The following is a 17,331-nucleotide window of genomic DNA, read 5'->3' as shown; positions in this document are numbered from 1 at the left end:
GAGCACCCACCATGACCACGAACTCGCCCGCCGACGTGGTGGCCGGGCTGCGCGCCACCTTCGCCACCGGCCGCACCCGTCCCCTGGACTGGCGGCTCGGCCAGCTCGAAGCCCTGCGCACCCTGCTCACCGAGCAGCGGGAGGCGCTCCAGCAGGCCCTCCACGAGGACCTCGGCAAGGGCCCCGCCGAGGCCTACCGCACCGAGATCGGCTTCACCCTGAACGAGCTCGACCACACCGTGCGGCACCTGGCCGAGTGGCTGCGCCCCCGGCCCGCCGCCGTCCCGGAGGCCTTCCTGCCGGCCGAGGCGCGGGCCGTCCGCGAGCCGCTCGGCGTCGTCCTGGTGATCGCACCGTGGAACTACCCGCTGCAGCTGGCCCTCGCCCCGCTGGTGGGCGCGCTGGCGGCCGGCAACACCGTGCTGGTCAAGCCGAGCGAGCTGGCGCCCGCCACCTCCGCGGCGATCGCCCGGCTGCTGCCACGCTACCTGGACCCGCAGGCCGTGGCCGTGGTCGAGGGCGCGGTGCCGGAGACCACCGCGCTGCTGGAGCAGCGCTTCGACCACATCTTCTACACCGGCAACGGCGCGGTCGGCCGGATCGTGATGGCGGCGGCCGCCCGGCACCTCACCCCCGTCACCCTGGAGCTGGGCGGCAAGAGCCCGGTGGTGGTGGACAGCGGCGCGGACCTCGCGGTGACCGCCCGCCGGATCGTCCGCGGCAAGTTCCTGAACGCCGGGCAGACCTGCGTCGCCCCCGACTACGTGCTCGCCGTCGGGGACACCGCCCCCGCGCTGGAGGCCGAGCTGGCCGAGGCCGTCCGCGAGGCCTACGGCGAGGACCCCGCCGCCGACCCCGAGTACGGGCGGATCGTGAACACCCGGCACTTCGACCGGCTCACCGCGCTGCTCGGCGACGGCCGCACCGTCACCGGCGGCGGGTTCGACCGGGAGAGCCGCTACCTGGCCCCGACCGTGCTGGCCGACGTCCCGCCGCAGGCGCCGGTGATGCGGGCCGAGATCTTCGGCCCGGTCCTGCCGGTGCTGGCCGTCCCCGACCTGGACGCGGCGATCGCCTTCATCAACGAACGGGACAAGCCGCTGGCCCTGTACGCCTTCACCGAGTCGGACGCCACCAAGGAGCGGCTGGCCGCGGAGACCTCCTCCGGCGCGCTGGTGTTCGGGCTGCCGGTGTCCCACCTGGCGGTGCCCGAGCTGCCGTTCGGCGGGGTCGGCGAGAGCGGCATGGGCCGCTACCACGGCGAGTACTCGGTGGACACCTTCAGCCACACCAAGGCCGTGCTGGACAAGCCGCTGCACTGAACCCCGCTGCGCTGAACCGCGCCGGACCCAACCGCGCCGGACCGAGCCCCGCCGCACCGATCCCGGTGCCCGGCCCGGCCGCTCCGGCCCCGGCGCAGGTGAAGATCTGCCCTGTGTGTCCTGCCCGCCGCGCCACCCGGCGCGGCGGGCAGGACACAATGGGCCCATGAACTCGCTCGCCCACCCGACGCTGCGCTTCACCCCCACGGTGAAGGACCCCTCCGCCCCCCGGGAGCTGGTGATCCTCGGCTCCACCGGTTCGATCGGCACCCAGGCGATCGACGTGGTGCTGCGCAACCCCGGCCGCTTCAAGGTGGTGGCCCTCTCGGCGGCCGGCGGCCGGGTCGCCCTGCTCGCCGAGCAGGCGCTGCGGCTGGGCGTGCACACCGTGGCGGTCGCCGATCCGGCGGCCGGGCCCGCGCTGCGCGAGGCGCTGGCCGCGAAGGCGGCCGGCCGGCCGCTGCCGGCGATCCTGACCGGCCCGGACGCGGCCACCGAGCTCGCCGGTCTGGAGTGCCACTCCGTCCTGAACGGCATCACCGGGTCGATCGGCCTGCGCCCGACGCTGGCGGCGCTGCGGGCCGGCCGGGTGCTGGTGCTGGCCAACAAGGAGTCGCTGATCGTCGGCGGCCCGCTGGTGAAGGCGCTGGCGAAGCCGGGCCAGATCGTCCCGGTGGACTCCGAGCACACCGCGATCTTCCAGGCGCTGGCCGGCGGCACCCGGGCCGAGGTCCGCAAGCTGGTGGTGACCGCGAGCGGCGGCCCGTTCCGCGGCCGCAGCCGCGAGCAGCTCGCCGCCGTCACGCCCGACGACGCGCTGGCGCACCCGACCTGGGCGATGGGCCCGGTCATCACGATCAACTCGGCGACCCTGGTCAACAAGGGCCTGGAGGTGATCGAGGCGCACCTGCTGTACGACGTGCCGTTCGACCGGATCGAGGTCGTGGTCCATCCGCAGTCGGTGGTCCACTCGATGGTGGAGTTCTCGGACGGCTCCACGCTGGCCCAGGCCAGCCCGCCGGACATGCGGATGCCGATCGCGCTGGGCCTCGGCTGGCCCGACCGGGTACCGGACGCCGCCCCGGCCTGCGACTGGACCAAGGCGGCCACCTGGGAGTTCTTCCCGCTCGACAACGAGGCCTTCCCCGCGGTGGAGCTGGCCCGCGAGGTCGGCACGCTCGGCGGCACCTCGCCGGCCGTCTTCAACGCGGCGAACGAGGAGTGCGTGGAGGCCTTCCTCAAGGGCCGCCTCGCCTTCACCGGGATCGTGGACACTGTTGCCAAGGTGGTCGCCGAGCACGGCACCCCGGCGCCGGGAACTTCTCCCACCGTCGAGGACGTCCTGCACGCCGAGGACTGGGCCCGCGCCCGGGCCCGCGAGCTGGCGGCCGGCTGACGCGCCGTAGGGACGACACGGACGGTACGGACCCGATGGGTGGACTGAGCGGCATGACGGAGGACCAGCGGTGACGGCAGTGATGTGGGGAATCGGCCTGGTGGTCTTCGCGGTCGGGCTGCTGTTCTCGATCGCCTGGCACGAACTCGGGCACCTGTCCTGGGCCAAGGTCTTCGGCATCCGGGTGCCCCAGTACATGGTCGGCTTCGGCCCGACGGTCTGGTCCCGCAAGAAGGGCGAGACCGAGTACGGCATCAAGGCGGTCCCGCTCGGCGGGTACATCCGGATGATCGGGATGTTCCCGCCGGGCAAGGACGGCCGGATCACCCAGCGCAGCAGCTCGCCCTGGCGCTCGATGATCGAGGACGCCCGCGAGGCCTCCTACGAGGAGCTGCAGGACGGCGACGAGCAGCGGCTGTTCTACACCCGCAAGCCGTGGAAGCGCGTCATCGTGATGTTCGCCGGCCCGTTCATGAACCTGATCCTGGCGATCGCGCTGTTCCTGACCGTGATGATGGGCTTCGGCGTCCAGATGTCCGTCCCGACGGTGAAGTCGGTGTCCCAGTGCGTGGTGCCGGCCAGCCAGCCCACCGACACCTGCCCGGACGGCGCGGCCGCCTCCCCGGCGGCCGCCGCCGGGCTGCGGGCCGGCGACACCGTGCTGTCCTTCGGCGGGGACCGGATCCACGACTACGACGAGCTCCAGGCGGACATCCGCAAGTCCGCCGGCCGCACGGTGCCGGTGGTGGTCGAGCGCGACGGGCAGCAGATCACCCTCACCCCGACCATCGGCGTCAACCAGGTCCAGAAGTACGACGGCAGCGGCCTGCCGCTCAAGGGGCAGACGGTGGAGGCGGGCTTCCTCGGGTTCGTCCCGGCCAGCGGGGTGGTCCAGCTGGGCTTCACCGACAGCGTCGACCGGATGTACACCAACGCCGAGACCGGGGTGAAGTCGCTGGTGGCCCTGCCGGGCAAGATCCCGGGCCTGTGGCACTCGATCGTCGACGGCACCCCGCGGGACGCCGACTCGCCGATCGGCATGGTCGGCGCGGCCCGGATCGGCGGCGACGTCTTCGCCCTGGAGATCCCGGCCTCCCAGCGGATCGCCTTCATGGTGAACCTGCTGGCCGGCATCAACCTGTCGCTGTTCCTGTTCAACATGCTGCCGCTGCTCCCGCTGGACGGCGGCCACATCGCCGGCGCGCTCTGGGAGTCGGTCCGGCGCCGGATCGCCAAGCTGCTGCGACGCGCCGACCCCGGTCCGTTCGACGTGGCGAAGCTGATGCCGGCCGCGTACGTGGTGGCGAGCATCTTCATCGGCTTCACCCTGCTGGTCCTGGTCGCCGACCTGGTCAACCCGGTCAAGATCACCTGACGCGCCCCGGCGGGCGGGTGTGCTCCCCCGCCCGCAGGTGCCGTACCGTTGGACGCCGGGTGCGCGTACGTCTGCGCACCCGGCCCGGCCACCGCAAGCGGCCGGACCACCCACCTCAACCCCGGGGAACCCTGCGCACATGACCGCGATCTCGCTCGGTATTCCGTCCCTGCCGCTCAAGCCGCTGGCCACCCGCCGCGTCTCGCGGCAGATCATGGTCGGCAACGTTCCGGTGGGTGGCGACGCCCCGATCTCCGTCCAGTCGATGACGACCACCGTCACCGCCGACATCAACGCGACCCTCCAGCAGATCGCCGAGCTGACGGCCTCCGGCTGCCAGATCGTCCGGGTGGCCGTGCCCACCCAGGACGACGCCGACGCGCTGCCGGTCATCGCCAAGAAGTCGGGCATCCCGGTGATCGCGGACATCCACTTCCAGCCGAAGTACGTCTTCGCGGCGATCGACGCCGGCTGCGCCGCGGTCCGGGTCAACCCGGGCAACATCAAGCAGTTCGACGACAAGGTCGGCGAGATCGCCAAGGCGGCCAAGGACGCCGGCGTCCCGATCCGGATCGGCGTCAACGCCGGCTCGCTGGACAAGCGCCTGCTGGAGAAGTACGGCCGGGCCACCCCCGAGGCGCTGGTCGAGTCCGCGCTCTGGGAGTGCTCGCTGTTCGAGGAGCACGACTTCCGCGACATCAAGATCTCGGTCAAGCACAACGACCCGGTCGTGATGATCAACGCCTACCGCCAGCTCGCGGCCGCCTGCGACTACCCGCTGCACCTGGGCGTCACCGAGGCGGGCCCCGCCTTCCAGGGCACCATCAAGTCCGCGGTCGCCTTCGGCGCGCTGCTGTCCGAGGGCATCGGCGACACCATCCGGGTCTCCCTGTCGGCCCCGCCGGCCGAGGAGGTCAAGGTGGGCAACCAGATCCTGGAGTCGCTGAACCTGCGCCAGCGCGGCCTGGAGATCGTCTCCTGCCCCTCCTGCGGCCGTGCCCAGGTGGACGTCTACAAGCTCGCCGAGGAGGTCACCGCCGGCCTGGAGGGCATGGAGGTGCCGCTGCGCGTCGCGGTCATGGGCTGCGTCGTCAACGGTCCGGGCGAGGCCCGCGAGGCCGACCTCGGCGTCGCCTCCGGCAACGGCAAGGGACAGATCTTCGTGAAGGGCGAGGTCATCAAGACGGTCCCCGAGTCGAAGATCGTCGAGACCCTGATCGAAGAGGCCCTGAAGCTCGCCGAGCTGATGCAGGCCGAGGGTGTCGAGGCGGGCGCGCCCACCGTGGTCGCCGCCGACTGACCCCCGACGTTGTCCACTGCGGGGTCGTCCGTCGACGGACGACCCCGCGGCCGTATCCGGGTGGGGCCACGGAGTAGGGTGCGGCAAGAGTCTTTCAGTGAGGTGCTGTCTCGATGCTCGATCGAGGTGTGATGCTCCCCAGCGCGTTCCAGGCCGCACGCGCCCTGGCGACCACCCGCGTCCTCGACGCCCCGGATCTCCCGGAGACCCTCGCGGTGCTCCACCGGGACCCGGTCGCCAACGCCTTCGTCGCCACCCGGGTGGAGTCCGTCGGGCTCGACCCCTGGCGCCTGGGCGGCGAGATGTGGGGCTGGTACGACGAGAACGGCAGCCTGGAGTCGCTCTGCTACGCCGGGGCCAACCTGGTGCTGGTCAACGCCGGGACGGAGGCCGTCCGGGCCTTCGCCGAGCGGGCCCGCCGCCAGGGCCGCCGCTGCTCCTCGATCGTGGGCCCGGCCGGGCCCACCGCGGCCCTCTGGGCCCTGTTGGAGCGCAGCTGGGGCCCGGCCCGTGAGGTCCGCGGCCACCAGCCGCTGATGGCCGCCACCACCCCGGCGGCCGGCGTCACCCCGGACCCGCTGGTGCGCCGGGTGCGCAAGAACGAGGTCGAGGCGGTCATGCCGGCCTGCGTGGCGATGTTCACCGAGGAGGTCGGGGTCTCCCCGCTGGCCGGCGACGGCGGCCTGCTCTACCAGGCCCGGGTCGCCGAACTGGTCGGCGCGGGCCGCTCCTTCGCCCGGTTCTCCGAGGACGGCCAGGTGGTCTTCAAGGCCGAGATCGGCGCCGTCACCCGGGGCGCCTGCCAGATCCAGGGCGTCTGGGTCGCCCCCGAGCACCGCGGCCAGGGCCTGTCGGTCACCGGGATGGCGGCCGTGCTGGACCTCGCGCTGCGGGAGGTCGCGCCGGTGGTCTCGCTCTACGTGAACGACTACAACCTGCGGGCCCGCGCCGCGTACCGGCGGGTCGGGTTCCACGAGGTCGGCGCCTTCATGAGCGTGCTGTTCTGAGCCGGTCCCGAGGCCGCGGGCGGGCTGCCGCGACGCCATGAGCCTGCTGGTCCGAGGTCCGCCGGGACGCGCCAGGTAGTAACGTCCCGGGGCATGGAGCAGCTCACCGAGGTGATGATCGAGTCCATCGACCTGGCGGCCTGGGCGCCGTACGCGCTGGAGGTCCAGGCGCAGGCCTTCGGGCTGACGGCCGAGGAGGTCGCGGTCCGCCTCCAGATCGTCGGGCGGCACGCCCAGCAACCCGGTGTGATCGCGCTCGGCGCGATGAGCGGCGGCCGGCTGGTCGGCTTCGGGTACGGGATGCCCAACCACCGCGAGCACTGGTGGAGCACGGTGATCCAGCCGCACCTGGAGGCCCAGGGGCACGGCGACTGGCTGGACGACGTCTTCGCCGTCACCGAGCTGCACGTGCTGCCGGGGTTCCAGGGGCAGGGCATCGGGAGCGGGCTGATCAGGCGGCTGTGCGAGGGCTCCGGCCTGCGCCGCAGCATCCTGTCGGCGATCGACGCGGAGACACCGGCCCGGCGGCTCTACCGCTCGCTGGGCTACCGCGACCTCGCGCGCGCCGTGCGCTTCCCGAACACCGACCGCCCGTACGCCGTGATGGGCGCGACGCTGCCCCTGCTGCCCGGGCGGACGGCTCAGAGCCAGTCCGCGAACTCCAGGTAGAGCTGGGCCGTCCCGGCGTCCCCGGCGTCCAGGCTGTGCAGTCCGGCGGCCACGCTGCGGAACAGGGTCCAGCCGCGCAGCCGGTCGTGGTCCACCTCGACCGCCTCGGCGAGCTGGTGCAGCCGGCGGCGGGCCGCGCCGCGCGGGCCCGGGGAGCCGATCAGGGTGTCCAGCCGGTCCTGGGCGAGCCGGGCCAGGTCGTAGGCGCGTTCGCCGACCAGCGGCCTGGGGTCGATCGCCAGCCAGGGCGAGCGGTCGGCGGCCAGCACGTTGCCGTGGTGGAAGTCCCCGTGCAGCAGGAACCGCTCGGTGGCGGAGCCGAGCAGGCCCTCGGCGGTGCTCAGCGCCTCGTCGGCCAGCGGGCGGGTGTCGGCGGCGCCGGGCAGGTCGCGGTGGCGGCGGATGCCCTCGGCCAGCGCGTGGACGCGGTCGGCGACGGCGGTGAACGGGTGGTCGTCGGCGGGCGGCACCCACAGCCGCTGGAGCAGGCCGGCCGCCTCCAGCATGGCCTTGGCCTCGGCCAGCGAGCGCAGCGGGATCTCGCCGTGCAGCCGTTCCAGCAGCAGCATGCCCTCGGCGGGCTCGGCGGCCAGCAGCAGGACGGCACCGCGGCCGGCCCAGTGGGTGAGGGCGGCGTGCTCCTGGGCGGTTTCGGGGGTGATCAGCCCGGCCTTGAGCACGGCGGGGCTGAGGTCGTCCCGGTGGACGTAGCCGATCAGGCTGAGCCGGCCGCCCGGGTCCAGGACCCGTTCCAGCGTGAGGTCCCAGCGGTCGAGGTAGCTGCCGACGCGCTCCGGCAGGCCTTCCAGCCAGGCCCGGCCGCTCGCGCCGTGCCGGGCGCCGACGCTCCGCGCCAAGTGCTGCGGGACGGTGATCCCCGCTGGTGCTGCCGACATGCTGGCCTTCCGGTCGAACGCTTCCCCCGTGGTACTACCCGTCCATTGTCGGCCATGAACGGGAAGCCGCAGGTCAGCGAAGCGCCCGGGTGGCTCAGCCGGTCGGGGTGGGCGCGGGGGAGTCGGTGGCGGCCGCCTCGGGCAGCCCGGGGAAGGCGGTGACGGCGGAGCCCCAGCGGCGGGCCTGCAGGGCGGTGCCGCGCAGTGCGTCGGCGGCGGTGACCCGCCGGTCGGCGGGCAGGGCGGCCACCAGCTCCCCGTAGACGTCGGTCAGCCGGGCCTCGATGTGGGCGGCCAGCCGGGCGGCGCCGGCCGCGTCGGCCACCGCGAAGGGGAGCTGGTAGCCGGCGGCGGCCGCGCCGGGGGTGGCGCCCGACCCGGCCAGCAGCCGGCGCCAGGTGTCGCGCCGGGCCTCGTGGGTGGCGAAGGCGGTCCGCGCGTCGGTGCGCTGCTGGTCGTCGGGGAGCTTGGCGCCGACCACGCCGTAGCCGTACACGGCGGCGTGCTCGGCGGCCAGCGCGCTCTGCAGGGCGGTGGCCGTCCCGTCGGGCAGCGGTGCGGCGCTCGCGGCCGGCGTGCCCGTGCCGGGCGCGGTGGCCGGGGCGGTGGAGCCGGTCGGGGAGGCGGCGGTGGAGGCGGCAGTTCCGGTCGGTCCGGACGGCGACGCGGACGCGGAGGCGGCCGGGGCGGGCGCGGCGGCCGTCACCGGGGTGGTGTCGCCGAGCGCGACGGCGTGCAGCGCGTCCGAGGCGGAGACCGAGGCGAGCAGCCGGGCCAGGTCCGGGGAGGCGGCGGGCAGGTCCGCGAGCCTGGCCTGGGCGGTGCGCCGCTCGGCGGCGCCGAGCTCGGCCACGGTGGTGACGGCGGCGGCGGTCGGGTCCGCGCCGGTGGTGGTGGTGGTGGTGGTGGTGGCGGCGGTTGTGGTGGTGGCGGTGGCGGGGCCGGAGCTGCCGGCCGTGGCACCGGCCGTGCTGCCGGTGGCGCTGCCGCCGGCGGTCGGCGCGGCGCTCGGCAGCCCCTCGGCGAAGGCGGCCCGGTGCCGGAGCAGCTCCGCGCGCAGCGGCTGCAGCTCGCCGGCCCGCCCCGCGCCCGGCCCGGCGATGACGGTGTCGTAGGCGGCGAGCAGGGCGTCGGTGGCCGCCACCGCGCGGGTGCGCACCGGCAGGTCGGGGTCGGCCTGCCGCTGCTCGCCCCCGTCCTTGTGGCCGGAGCCGGTGCAGGCGGTCAGGACCGTGGCGGCGGCGAGCAGCCCGAGGGCCAGGGTGGTCCGTCGGCGGCGGCGCTGCATCGGTGGGTCTCCCGGCTCGTGGGGGAGTGCCTCCACTCCCGATGGCGTGAATGATTACAGAATCCACACGCCCCCGGACACGCTTCGGGGACCGGGCGCGGGGTGTGACCTTGCTCGCAGTGCCCCCGGGGGGCCTGGGCGGCGGGCCGTCCGGAATCGGTGGTTCGGGGGTTGACCGGATAGGCTTTGGCCCGAGTTGCTGCGATGCGCCCTGTGGGGGAACACCCCGGAGGCCATGCAGTATGACCTTCTGACAACAGCAGACGCGGCCGAGGAGTCACCCGGATGAGCACCACCCAGATCGACCGGCTGCGTGCGTTGCTGGAGCCGCTGGCCGCCGGCGCCGGGCTGGACCTGGAAGAGGTCAAGGTCACCCAGGCCGGCAGCCGCCGCCAGGTGCAGGTCGACGTGGACGCCGACGGCGGCGTGGACCTCGACACCATCGCCGAGTTCAGCCGCCTGGTCGGCGAGGCGCTGGACGAGTCCGACGTGATGGGCAGCGGCGCGTACGTGCTGGAGGTCGGTTCCCCGGGTGCCGAGCGCACCCTCACCGAGCCCCGCCACTGGCGCCGGGCCGAGGGCCGGCTGGTCAAGGCGCAGCTCGCGGACGGCACCGAGATCGTCGCCCGGGTGCTGTCGGCCGACGAGGACGGCGCGCTGGTCGAGGTGCAGCCGGTGAAGGGCCGCGGCAAGGCCAAGGAGCGCCGTCTGGAGTACACCGAGGTGGCCAAGGCGCGCGTCCAGGTGGAGTTCAACCGCAAGGACGAGAAGCTCCTGGACGAGGCCCCGGACTTCGACGACACCGAGGACGACGACACCGAGGACGCCGGCGACGGCGCCGAGGACGGCAGTGGCTCCGAGGACGCCTCCGACGAGGACTAGGACGACGCCCCGGCGACGGGGACGCGGAGTGACGACCTCCGCACCATCCGCACCATGAACGTGAAGAAGGACGAGGAGGCGTAGCCGTGGACATCGACATGAGCGCCCTGCGTGGGCTGGTTACCGAGAAGAACATCCCCTTCGACCTGCTGGTCGAGTCGATCGAGTCGGCCCTCCTCATCGCGTACCACCGCACCGAGGGCTCGCGCCGCCGGGCGCGCGTCGAGCTGGACCGCAAGAGCGGCCACGTGACGGTGTGGGCGCTGGAGGACGCGACCGAGCTGGACGAGGGCGTCGAGCCCAAGGAGTTCGACGACACCCCGAGCGGCTTCGGCCGGATCGCCGCCAGCACCGCCAAGCAGGTCATCCTGCAGCGGCTGCGCGACGCCGCCGACGACCAGACCTTCGGCGAGTACGCGGGCAAGGAGGGCGACATCGTCACCGGTGTCGTCCAGCAGGGCAACGACCCCAAGAACATCCTGGTCGACATCGGCAAGCTGGAGGCCATCCTGCCTCCGCAGGAGCAGGTGCCGGGCGAGGACTACAAGCACGGCACCCGGCTCAAGTGCTACGTGGTGGCCGTGCGCCGCGGTGTCCGCGGTGCGTCGGTGACGCTCTCGCGGACGCACCCCAACCTGGTGCGCAAGCTGTTCGCGCTGGAGGTCCCGGAGATCGCCGACGGCAGCGTCGAGATCGCCGCGATCGCCCGCGAGGCCGGCCACCGCACCAAGATCGCCGTCTGGTCGCGCCGCCAGGGCCTGAACGCCAAGGGCGCCTGCATCGGCCCGGTCGGCAGCCGGGTCCGCAACGTGATGGCCGAGCTGCACGGCGAGAAGATCGACATCGTCGACTGGTCGGAGGACCCGGCCGAGATGGTCGCCGCGGCGCTGTCCCCCGCGCGGGTGACGAAGGTCGAGATCGTCGACTACAACCAGCGCTCCGCACGGGTGATCGTGCCGGACTACCAGCTGTCGCTGGCGATCGGCAAGGAGGGGCAGAACGCCCGCCTGGCCGCCCGCCTCACCGGCTGGCGGATCGACATCCGGCCGGACACCGAGGGCCAGCCCGAGGGCCGGCCCGAGAACGACGGCCGGGAGCCCGCGGGCGAGTAGGGTCCGCACCGGTCCGAGTCGCCGTGCCGTCCCGCCCGGATCGGCGGGGCGGCACCATGTCCCTTCGGAGGGGTAGACTTGCCTTCGTCTGGCCGGACGCATGTCCGAGCACGCCCGGAGCGCACCTGCGTGGGCTGCCGCAAGCGAGCGGCCAAGCACCAGCTGTTGCGTGTCACGGCGATCGAGGGCGTCTGCGTCCCCGATCCCCGCGGCGCACTGCCGGGTAGGGGTGCGCACCTGCACCTCGACCCGACCTGCCTCGACCTCGCGGTCCGCCGCCGGGCGTTCCCCAGGGCCTTCCGGCTCCAGGGCACGCTCGACACGGAGCGGCTCCGCGAGTACGTCGAGGAGCGGGCCGGCGGCACCCCGGCGTCCTGAGGCTTCCCTCAGGAGCGCCTGGAGGGGGACACCGCCCGTTACGGCCGTCGCTCGTGCGACGGAGAACCACCGCAACAAGCACAGTGCGCGTGTATCCGCGCGCCGTGCGATCCAGTCAGGTACCTCGCGATGTGGAAGTAGGTCGAGATTGCGATGAGCACTCGATGAGTACGCGATGAGTACGCGATGGGTACGCCCATGAAGTAGCGACAGTCCGGCGGACGATCACCCCGGACTCATAGACAGGAGTGAAGTGGCTAAGGTCCGGGTTTATGAACTCGCCAAGGAGCTTGGCTTGGAGAGCAAGGCCGTCATGGCCAAGCTCACCGAGCTCGGCGAGTTCGTCCGTTCGGCGTCCTCGACCATCGAGGCACCGGTCGTACGCAAGTTGACTGACGCGCTTGGAGTGGCCCCCACGGGTGGTTCCGCTGCCAAGCCTGGCCCGCGCAAGCCCGCGGCGCCCCAGCCCGCCGGCGGCTCCGCCGCCGGTTCGGCCGCACCCCGCCCGGGTGCCCCCACGCCGGGTCCGCGCCCTGCCGCGACCCCGGGTCCCCGTCCCACCCCGGCCGCCGCGGCTCCCGCCGCCCCGGCCGCCCCCGCCCCGGCGAAGCCGGCCGCCGCCGCTCCGGGCCCGCGCCCGGCGGTGCGTCCCGCCGCCCCGGCGGCCCCGGCCGCGCCCGCGGCCGAGTTCTCCTCGCCGGCTCCCGCCGGTGACGCGGCGCCCGCCGCTCCGGAGCGTCCGGCCGCCCAGGCCGCCCGCCCCGCCGCGCAGGCCCCCGCCGCCGGTGCCGGCGCCCGTCCGGGCCCGCGCCCGGCCGGCCCGCGCCCCGGCAACAACCCGTTCACCTCGGGCAGTGCCACCGGCATGGCCCGTCCCGGTGACCGTCGTCCGGCCGCGCCGGGTGCCGCCCGTCCGGGTGCCGGTGCTCCCGGTGCCGACCGTGGCGCCCCGCGCCCCGGTGGCGACCGTGGCCCCCGTCCCGACGGCCTGGCCGGTGCCCGTCCGGGTGCCGACCGTGGCGCCCCGCGTCCCGGTGGCGACCGTCCGCGTCCCGCGGGTGCGCCGGGTGCCGACCGTGGCGCCCCGCGCCCCGGTGGCGACCGTGGCCCCCGTCCCGCCGGTGCTCCCGGTGCCGACCGTGGCGCCCCGCGCCCCGGTGGTGCTCCGCGTCCCGACGGCATGCCGCGTCCGGCCGGTCCGCGTCCGGGTGGGCCCAGCCCGTCCGGCATGCCGCGTCCGAACCCGGGCATGATGCCGCAGCGTCCGGCCGGTCCGGGCCCGCGTCCGGGCCCCGGTGGCCGTGGTCCCGGTGGCCCCGGCGGCCGTCCGGGTGGTCCGGGTGCCGGCGCCGGTGGCGCCCGTCCCGGCTTCGCCGGCCGTCCGGCCGGTCCGGGTTCGCGCCCGGCCGGTGGCGGCTTCGGCGGCCCGCGTCCCGGTGGCGCCCCCGGCGGTGGCGGTGGCTTCGGCCCGCGTCCCGGCGGCTTCGGCGGCCGTCCCGGCGGCCCGGGTGCCCGTGGTGGCACGCAGGGTGCCTTCGGTCGTGGCCCGGGCGGTCGCCCGGCCCGTGCCCGCAAGTCGAAGCGCGCGCGTCGCCAGGAGTACGAGGCCATGCAGGCCCCGTCCGTCGGCGGTGTGATGCTGCCCCGCGGCAACGGCCAGACCGTTCGCCTGTCGAGCGGCGCCTCGCTGATGGACTTCGCGGAGAAGATCAACGCCAACCCGGCCGCGCTCGTCTCGGTGATGTTCAACCTCGGTGAGATGGTCACCGCGACCCAGTCGGTCTCCGACGCCACGCTGCAGCTGCTGGCGGACGAGATGGGCTTCGTCCTGGAGATCGTCAGCCGTGACGACGAGGACCGTGAGCTGCTGGAGTCGTTCGACATCGACTTCGGTGCGAACGAGGGCGACGAGGACATGCTGGTGGCCCGCCCGCCGGTCGTCACCGTCATGGGTCACGTCGACCACGGTAAGACCCGCCTGCTGGACGCCATCCGCAAGACCAACGTGGTGGCCGGCGAGGCCGGTGGCATCACCCAGCACATCGGTGCCTACCAGGTGTCGGCGACGGTGAACGGCGAAGAGCGTCCGATCACCTTCCTCGACACCCCGGGTCACGAGGCGTTCTCCGCCATGCGTGCCCGTGGTGCCAAGTCCACCGACATCGCGATCCTGGTGGTCGCGGCCAACGACGGTGTCATGCCGCAGACGGTCGAGGCGTTGAACCACGCCAAGGCCGCCGGTGTGCCGATCGTGGTCGCGGTCAACAAGATCGACGTCGAGGGCGCCGACCCGACCAAGGTCCGCGGTCAGCTGACCGAGTTCGGCCTGGTGGCCGAGGAGTACGGCGGCGACACCATGTTCGTCGACATCTCCGCGCGCCAGGGTCTGAACATCGACCAGCTGCTGGAGGCGGTCGTCCTGACCGCCGACGCCTCGCTCGACCTGCGGGCCAACCCGGAGCAGGACGCGCAGGGCATCGCGATCGAGGCCCACCTCGACAAGGGCCGCGGCGCCATGGCGACCGTCCTGGTCCAGCGCGGCACGCTGCGCGTCGGTGACTCGATCGTGGTCGGCGACGCCTACGGCCGCGTCCGCGCCATGCTGGACGAGAACGGCAACAGCCTCGCCGAGGCCGGCCCGTCCCGTCCGGTGCTGCTCCTCGGTCTCACCTCGGTGCCCCGCGCCGGCGACAGCTTCATCGTCGTCGACGAGGACCGCACCGCGCGTCAGATCGCCGAGAAGCGCTCGGCCCGTGACCGCAACGCCGCGTTCGCGCAGCGCCGGGTCCGGGTGTCGCTGGAGGACCTCGACAAGGCCATCGCGGCCGGCGAGATCGAGCAGCTCAACCTCATCATCAAGGGTGACGTCTCCGGTTCCGTGGAGGCCCTGGAGGACGCCCTCGTCAAGCTCGACGTGGGCGAGGAGGTCGAGCTCCGCATCCTGCACCGCGGTGTGGGTGCGATCACCGAGTCCGACGTCAACCTGGCGATGGGCTCCGACGCCATCATCATCGGCTTCAACGTGCGCGCCGAAGGCCGTGCCCGTACCGCGGCCGACAAGGAAGGCGTGGACGTCCGGTACTACTCGGTCATCTACCAGGCGATCGAGGAGATCGAGTCGGCCCTCAAGGGCATGCTCAAGCCGGAGTACGAGGAGGTGCGCCTCGGTTCCGCGGAGATCCGCGAGGTGTTCCGTTCCTCCAAGTTCGGCAACATCGCGGGTGTCATCGTCCGCGAGGGCCTGCTGCGCCGCAACGCCAAGGCACGCCTCATCCGCGACGGCAAGGTCATCACGGAGAACCTCACCATCGAGGGCCTGCGTCGTTTCAAGGACGACGCGACCGAGGTCCGCGAGGGCTTCGAGGCCGGTGTGACCCTCGGGTCGTTCAACGACATCAAGGTCGAGGACGTCATCGAGACCTACGAGATGCGCGAGAAGCCGCGCGCGTAAGCGAGTGGTCGGTCCGGGGCCGGTCGGCGGGAAATTTCCCGTCGACCGGCCCCGGTCCACTGTGTAGGGTCCTCGTACATCAGCCCGGTCACCGGGCTGCTCCCCGAGGCCTCCAGGTCGGCTTGACCTGTCACACATGTTCGTAGGAACACTCACGTTCGACCTTCTGCTCGGCGACGTCCACTCGCTGAAGGAGAAACGCTCGGTCGTGCGGCCCATCGTGGCCGAGCTGCAGCGCAAGTACAGCGTGTGCGCGGCGGAAGTAGGGAACCAGGATCTGCACCGCAGGGCCGAGATCGGCGTCGCGGTGGTGTCCGGCGAAGCCGGGTTCGTCACCGAGATCCTGGACAGCTGCGAGCGGTTGGTCGCAGGCCGTCCCGAGGTGCAGCTGCTCTCCGCGAGGAGGCGCTACCACGGTGACGACGACGACTGAGATCCGCAGTGAGGCCGGCGGAAGTCGCCACTCTCACACAGATCAGGACCGAGAGCGCCCACAAGGCTGGGCGCGGGCCGGTACGTTGGGGCGTGGGCCCCTGAGGGTGAGCTGTCGACCCCCGCGTACCGGGCCCACTGCACGAGGAGGCAACGTGACCGACAAGGCAAGGGCGCGCAAGCTCGCCGACCGCATCCAGGTGGTGGTCGCCGAGACCCTGCAGCGGCGGGTCAAGGACCCGCGACTGGGCTTCGTGACCATCACCGACACCCGGGTGACCGGGGACCTGCGTGAGGCCACCATCTTCTACACGGTCTACGGCGACGAGACCGAGCGCCAGGCCGCGGCCGCCGGGCTGGAGAGTGCCAAGGGCATCCTCCGCAGCACCGTCGGCAAGGAGACCGGGGTGCGCCACACCCCGTCGCTCACCTTCGTCGCGGACGCCCTGCCGGACAACGCCCGCAACATCGACGACCTGCTCGACCGGGCCCGGCAGATCGACGCCGAGGTGCGCACCACGGCGACCGGGAAGACGTACGCCGGAGAGGCGGACCCGTACAAGGTCCCCGCCTCCGAGCGTGACGACGAGGACGAGTAGTCATGGCCGGCGAGCCGGCGGTGGCCGGCTCCGTGGTGAGCACAGCGGCAGTGAGCGCGGCGGAAGCCGCGGGGACCTCGGGGGCGTCCTCCACCAGCACGGTGGAGGGTGCCCTCGCGGTGCTTCCGGGCCCGCGTGCCGAGGTGCCGGGCTTCGAGCTGGTCTGGCAGCAGGTCGTGGCCGAGATCGGCCGCGCCCGCTCCATCGACCTGATCTGCCACATCTGCCCCGACGGCGACGCGCTGGGCTCGGCCCTCGCGGCCGGCCTCGCGCTGCGCTCGCTCGGCCACCAGGTGCGGGTCTCCTTCGGCGACGACCCGCAGGTGGTCCCCGAGTCGCTGGCCTTCCTGCCCGGGCAGGAGCTGATCGTCCCGGCCGCCGACGTCCCCGACGTCCCCGACCTGGTGCTCTGCTTCGACGTCGCCTCCGAGGGGCGGCTCGGCCTGCTGCACGCCAAGGCCTTCGCCGCCCCGGTGCTGGCCGTCATCGACCACCACGCCTCCAACCCGGGCTTCGGCACCCATCAGCTGATCGACCCGTCGGCGCCCGCCACCGCCGTCCTGGTGGACGAGCTGCTGCGGCGCCTGGGCGTCCCGCTGGACCAGGACCTGGCGACCTGCCTGTACACGGGCGTGGCCACCGACACCGGCTCCTTCAAGTACGCCGCCACCACCCCCGCCACCCACGAACTCGCGGGCCGGCTGCTGGCCACCGGCATCCGGCACGACCTGATCTCCCGGCAGCTCTGGGAGACCTCCTCCTTCGGCTACCTCAAGGTCCTCGCCGGCGCCCTGCAGCGCGCGGTCTACGAACCGGACGCGGCCGGCGGCCTCGGACTGGTGTGGACCTGGGTCCCGTACGAGGACCTGGCGCTGTTCAGCGTCACCGTCGAGGAGATCGAGGGACTGATCGACATCCTCCGCCGCCCGGCCGAGGCCGAGGTCGCGCTCGTCCTCAAGCAGGACCCGGACGGCACCCTGCGCGGCTCCTCGCGCTCCAAGGGCGCGGTGGACGTCGCCCGCGCCTGCGGCGAGCTGGGCGGCGGCGGGCACACCTACGCGGCCGGTTTCTCCACCCGGGAGGACGTCGAGAGCGTGGTGGCCCGGTTCCGGGCGGCGCTGCGCCCGGCCGGCGGGTGAGCGGCCGGACGGTACGCCCGCGGCCGGGACGCCCGGCGCCGAACACCTGTTGTCGCAAGTCCGCTGTTGCACGCCCGCTGGAGAA

15 protein-coding genes are annotated in these 17,331 nt (G+C 73.5%); 13 read left to right on the top strand and 2 right to left on the bottom strand.

The window, feature by feature from the left end; genetic code table 11:
• Positions 1-11: 11 nt before the first annotated feature.
• The 6 genes from IE329_RS27310 (at position 12) to IE329_RS27285 (ending at position 7,069) form a co-directional block, all read left to right on the top strand.
• Positions 12-1,322: an aldehyde dehydrogenase family protein gene (locus IE329_RS27310; RefSeq protein ID WP_190213649.1), complete on the top strand. Its 1,311-nt coding sequence runs from the start codon at positions 12-14 to the stop codon at positions 1,320-1,322.
• A 166-nt stretch (positions 1,323-1,488) separates the two neighbouring features.
• Complete coding sequence (gene dxr / locus IE329_RS27305) at positions 1,489-2,718, top strand: 1-deoxy-D-xylulose-5-phosphate reductoisomerase (RefSeq protein ID WP_190213648.1); 1,230 nt, start codon at positions 1,489-1,491, stop codon at positions 2,716-2,718.
• A gap of 70 nt (positions 2,719-2,788) precedes the next feature.
• Entirely contained in the window at positions 2,789-4,093 is a 1,305-nt protein-coding gene (locus IE329_RS27300; RefSeq protein WP_190213647.1) for a M50 family metallopeptidase, read from the top strand.
• A gap of 139 nt (positions 4,094-4,232) precedes the next feature.
• Positions 4,233-5,393: a flavodoxin-dependent (E)-4-hydroxy-3-methylbut-2-enyl-diphosphate synthase gene (ispG, locus tag IE329_RS27295; protein ID WP_190213646.1), complete on the top strand. Its 1,161-nt coding sequence runs from the start codon at positions 4,233-4,235 to the stop codon at positions 5,391-5,393.
• Between the two features lie 131 nt (positions 5,394-5,524).
• Complete coding sequence (locus IE329_RS27290) at positions 5,525-6,400, top strand: GNAT family N-acetyltransferase (RefSeq protein WP_190213671.1); 876 nt, start codon at positions 5,525-5,527, stop codon at positions 6,398-6,400.
• Positions 6,401-6,493: 93 nt separating this feature from the next.
• The gene (locus IE329_RS27285) at positions 6,494-7,069 is read left to right on the top strand and encodes a GNAT family N-acetyltransferase (RefSeq protein WP_190213645.1); all 576 of its coding nucleotides are present in this window, start codon (positions 6,494-6,496) and stop codon (positions 7,067-7,069) included.
• Here IE329_RS27285 and IE329_RS27280 read toward each other — a convergent pair.
• Positions 7,042-7,965, bottom strand: coding sequence for an aminoglycoside phosphotransferase family protein (locus IE329_RS27280; protein ID WP_190213644.1), 924 nt, complete (start codon positions 7,963-7,965; stop codon positions 7,042-7,044). The genes IE329_RS27285 and IE329_RS27280 overlap by 28 nt on opposite strands.
• Before the next feature lie 94 nt (positions 7,966-8,059).
• Complete coding sequence (locus IE329_RS41610; protein WP_268257335.1) at positions 8,060-9,253, bottom strand: ferritin-like domain-containing protein; 1,194 nt, start codon at positions 9,251-9,253, stop codon at positions 8,060-8,062.
• Positions 9,254-9,538: 285 nt separating this feature from the next.
• Between IE329_RS41610 and rimP the strand changes: the two genes are divergently transcribed.
• From rimP to IE329_RS27240, 7 genes are all read left to right on the top strand, one after another.
• Complete coding sequence (gene rimP / locus IE329_RS27270) at positions 9,539-10,135, top strand: ribosome maturation factor RimP (protein WP_190213643.1); 597 nt, start codon at positions 9,539-9,541, stop codon at positions 10,133-10,135.
• An 86-nt stretch (positions 10,136-10,221) separates the two neighbouring features.
• Positions 10,222-11,247, top strand: coding sequence for a transcription termination factor NusA (nusA, locus tag IE329_RS27265; RefSeq protein ID WP_073926559.1), 1,026 nt, complete (start codon positions 10,222-10,224; stop codon positions 11,245-11,247).
• Between the two features lie 129 nt (positions 11,248-11,376).
• Positions 11,377-11,625, top strand: coding sequence for a YlxR family protein (locus IE329_RS27260; RefSeq protein ID WP_229927794.1), 249 nt, complete (start codon positions 11,377-11,379; stop codon positions 11,623-11,625).
• Between the two features lie 253 nt (positions 11,626-11,878).
• Complete coding sequence (gene infB, locus IE329_RS27255; RefSeq protein WP_190213641.1) at positions 11,879-15,076, top strand: translation initiation factor IF-2; 3,198 nt, start codon at positions 11,879-11,881, stop codon at positions 15,074-15,076.
• A 136-nt stretch (positions 15,077-15,212) separates the two neighbouring features.
• Complete coding sequence (locus IE329_RS27250; protein ID WP_073926556.1) at positions 15,213-15,509, top strand: DUF503 domain-containing protein; 297 nt, start codon at positions 15,213-15,215, stop codon at positions 15,507-15,509.
• 154 nt (positions 15,510-15,663) lie between these two features.
• A complete protein-coding gene (gene rbfA / locus IE329_RS27245) occupies positions 15,664-16,107 on the top strand; it encodes a 30S ribosome-binding factor RbfA (protein WP_073926555.1) in 444 nt (147 codons plus the stop codon).
• 2 nt (positions 16,108-16,109) lie between these two features.
• Entirely contained in the window at positions 16,110-17,246 is a 1,137-nt protein-coding gene (locus tag IE329_RS27240; protein ID WP_190213640.1) for a DHH family phosphoesterase, read from the top strand.
• Positions 17,247-17,331 lie beyond the last annotated feature (85 nt).

The sequence above is a fragment of the Kitasatospora indigofera genome, from assembly GCF_014655955.1.
Lineage (GTDB): Bacteria > Actinomycetota > Actinomycetes > Streptomycetales > Streptomycetaceae > Kitasatospora > Kitasatospora indigofera.
Note: the sequence above shows the minus strand (reverse complement) of the source record. Positions and strands in the feature narration are given on the sequence as shown.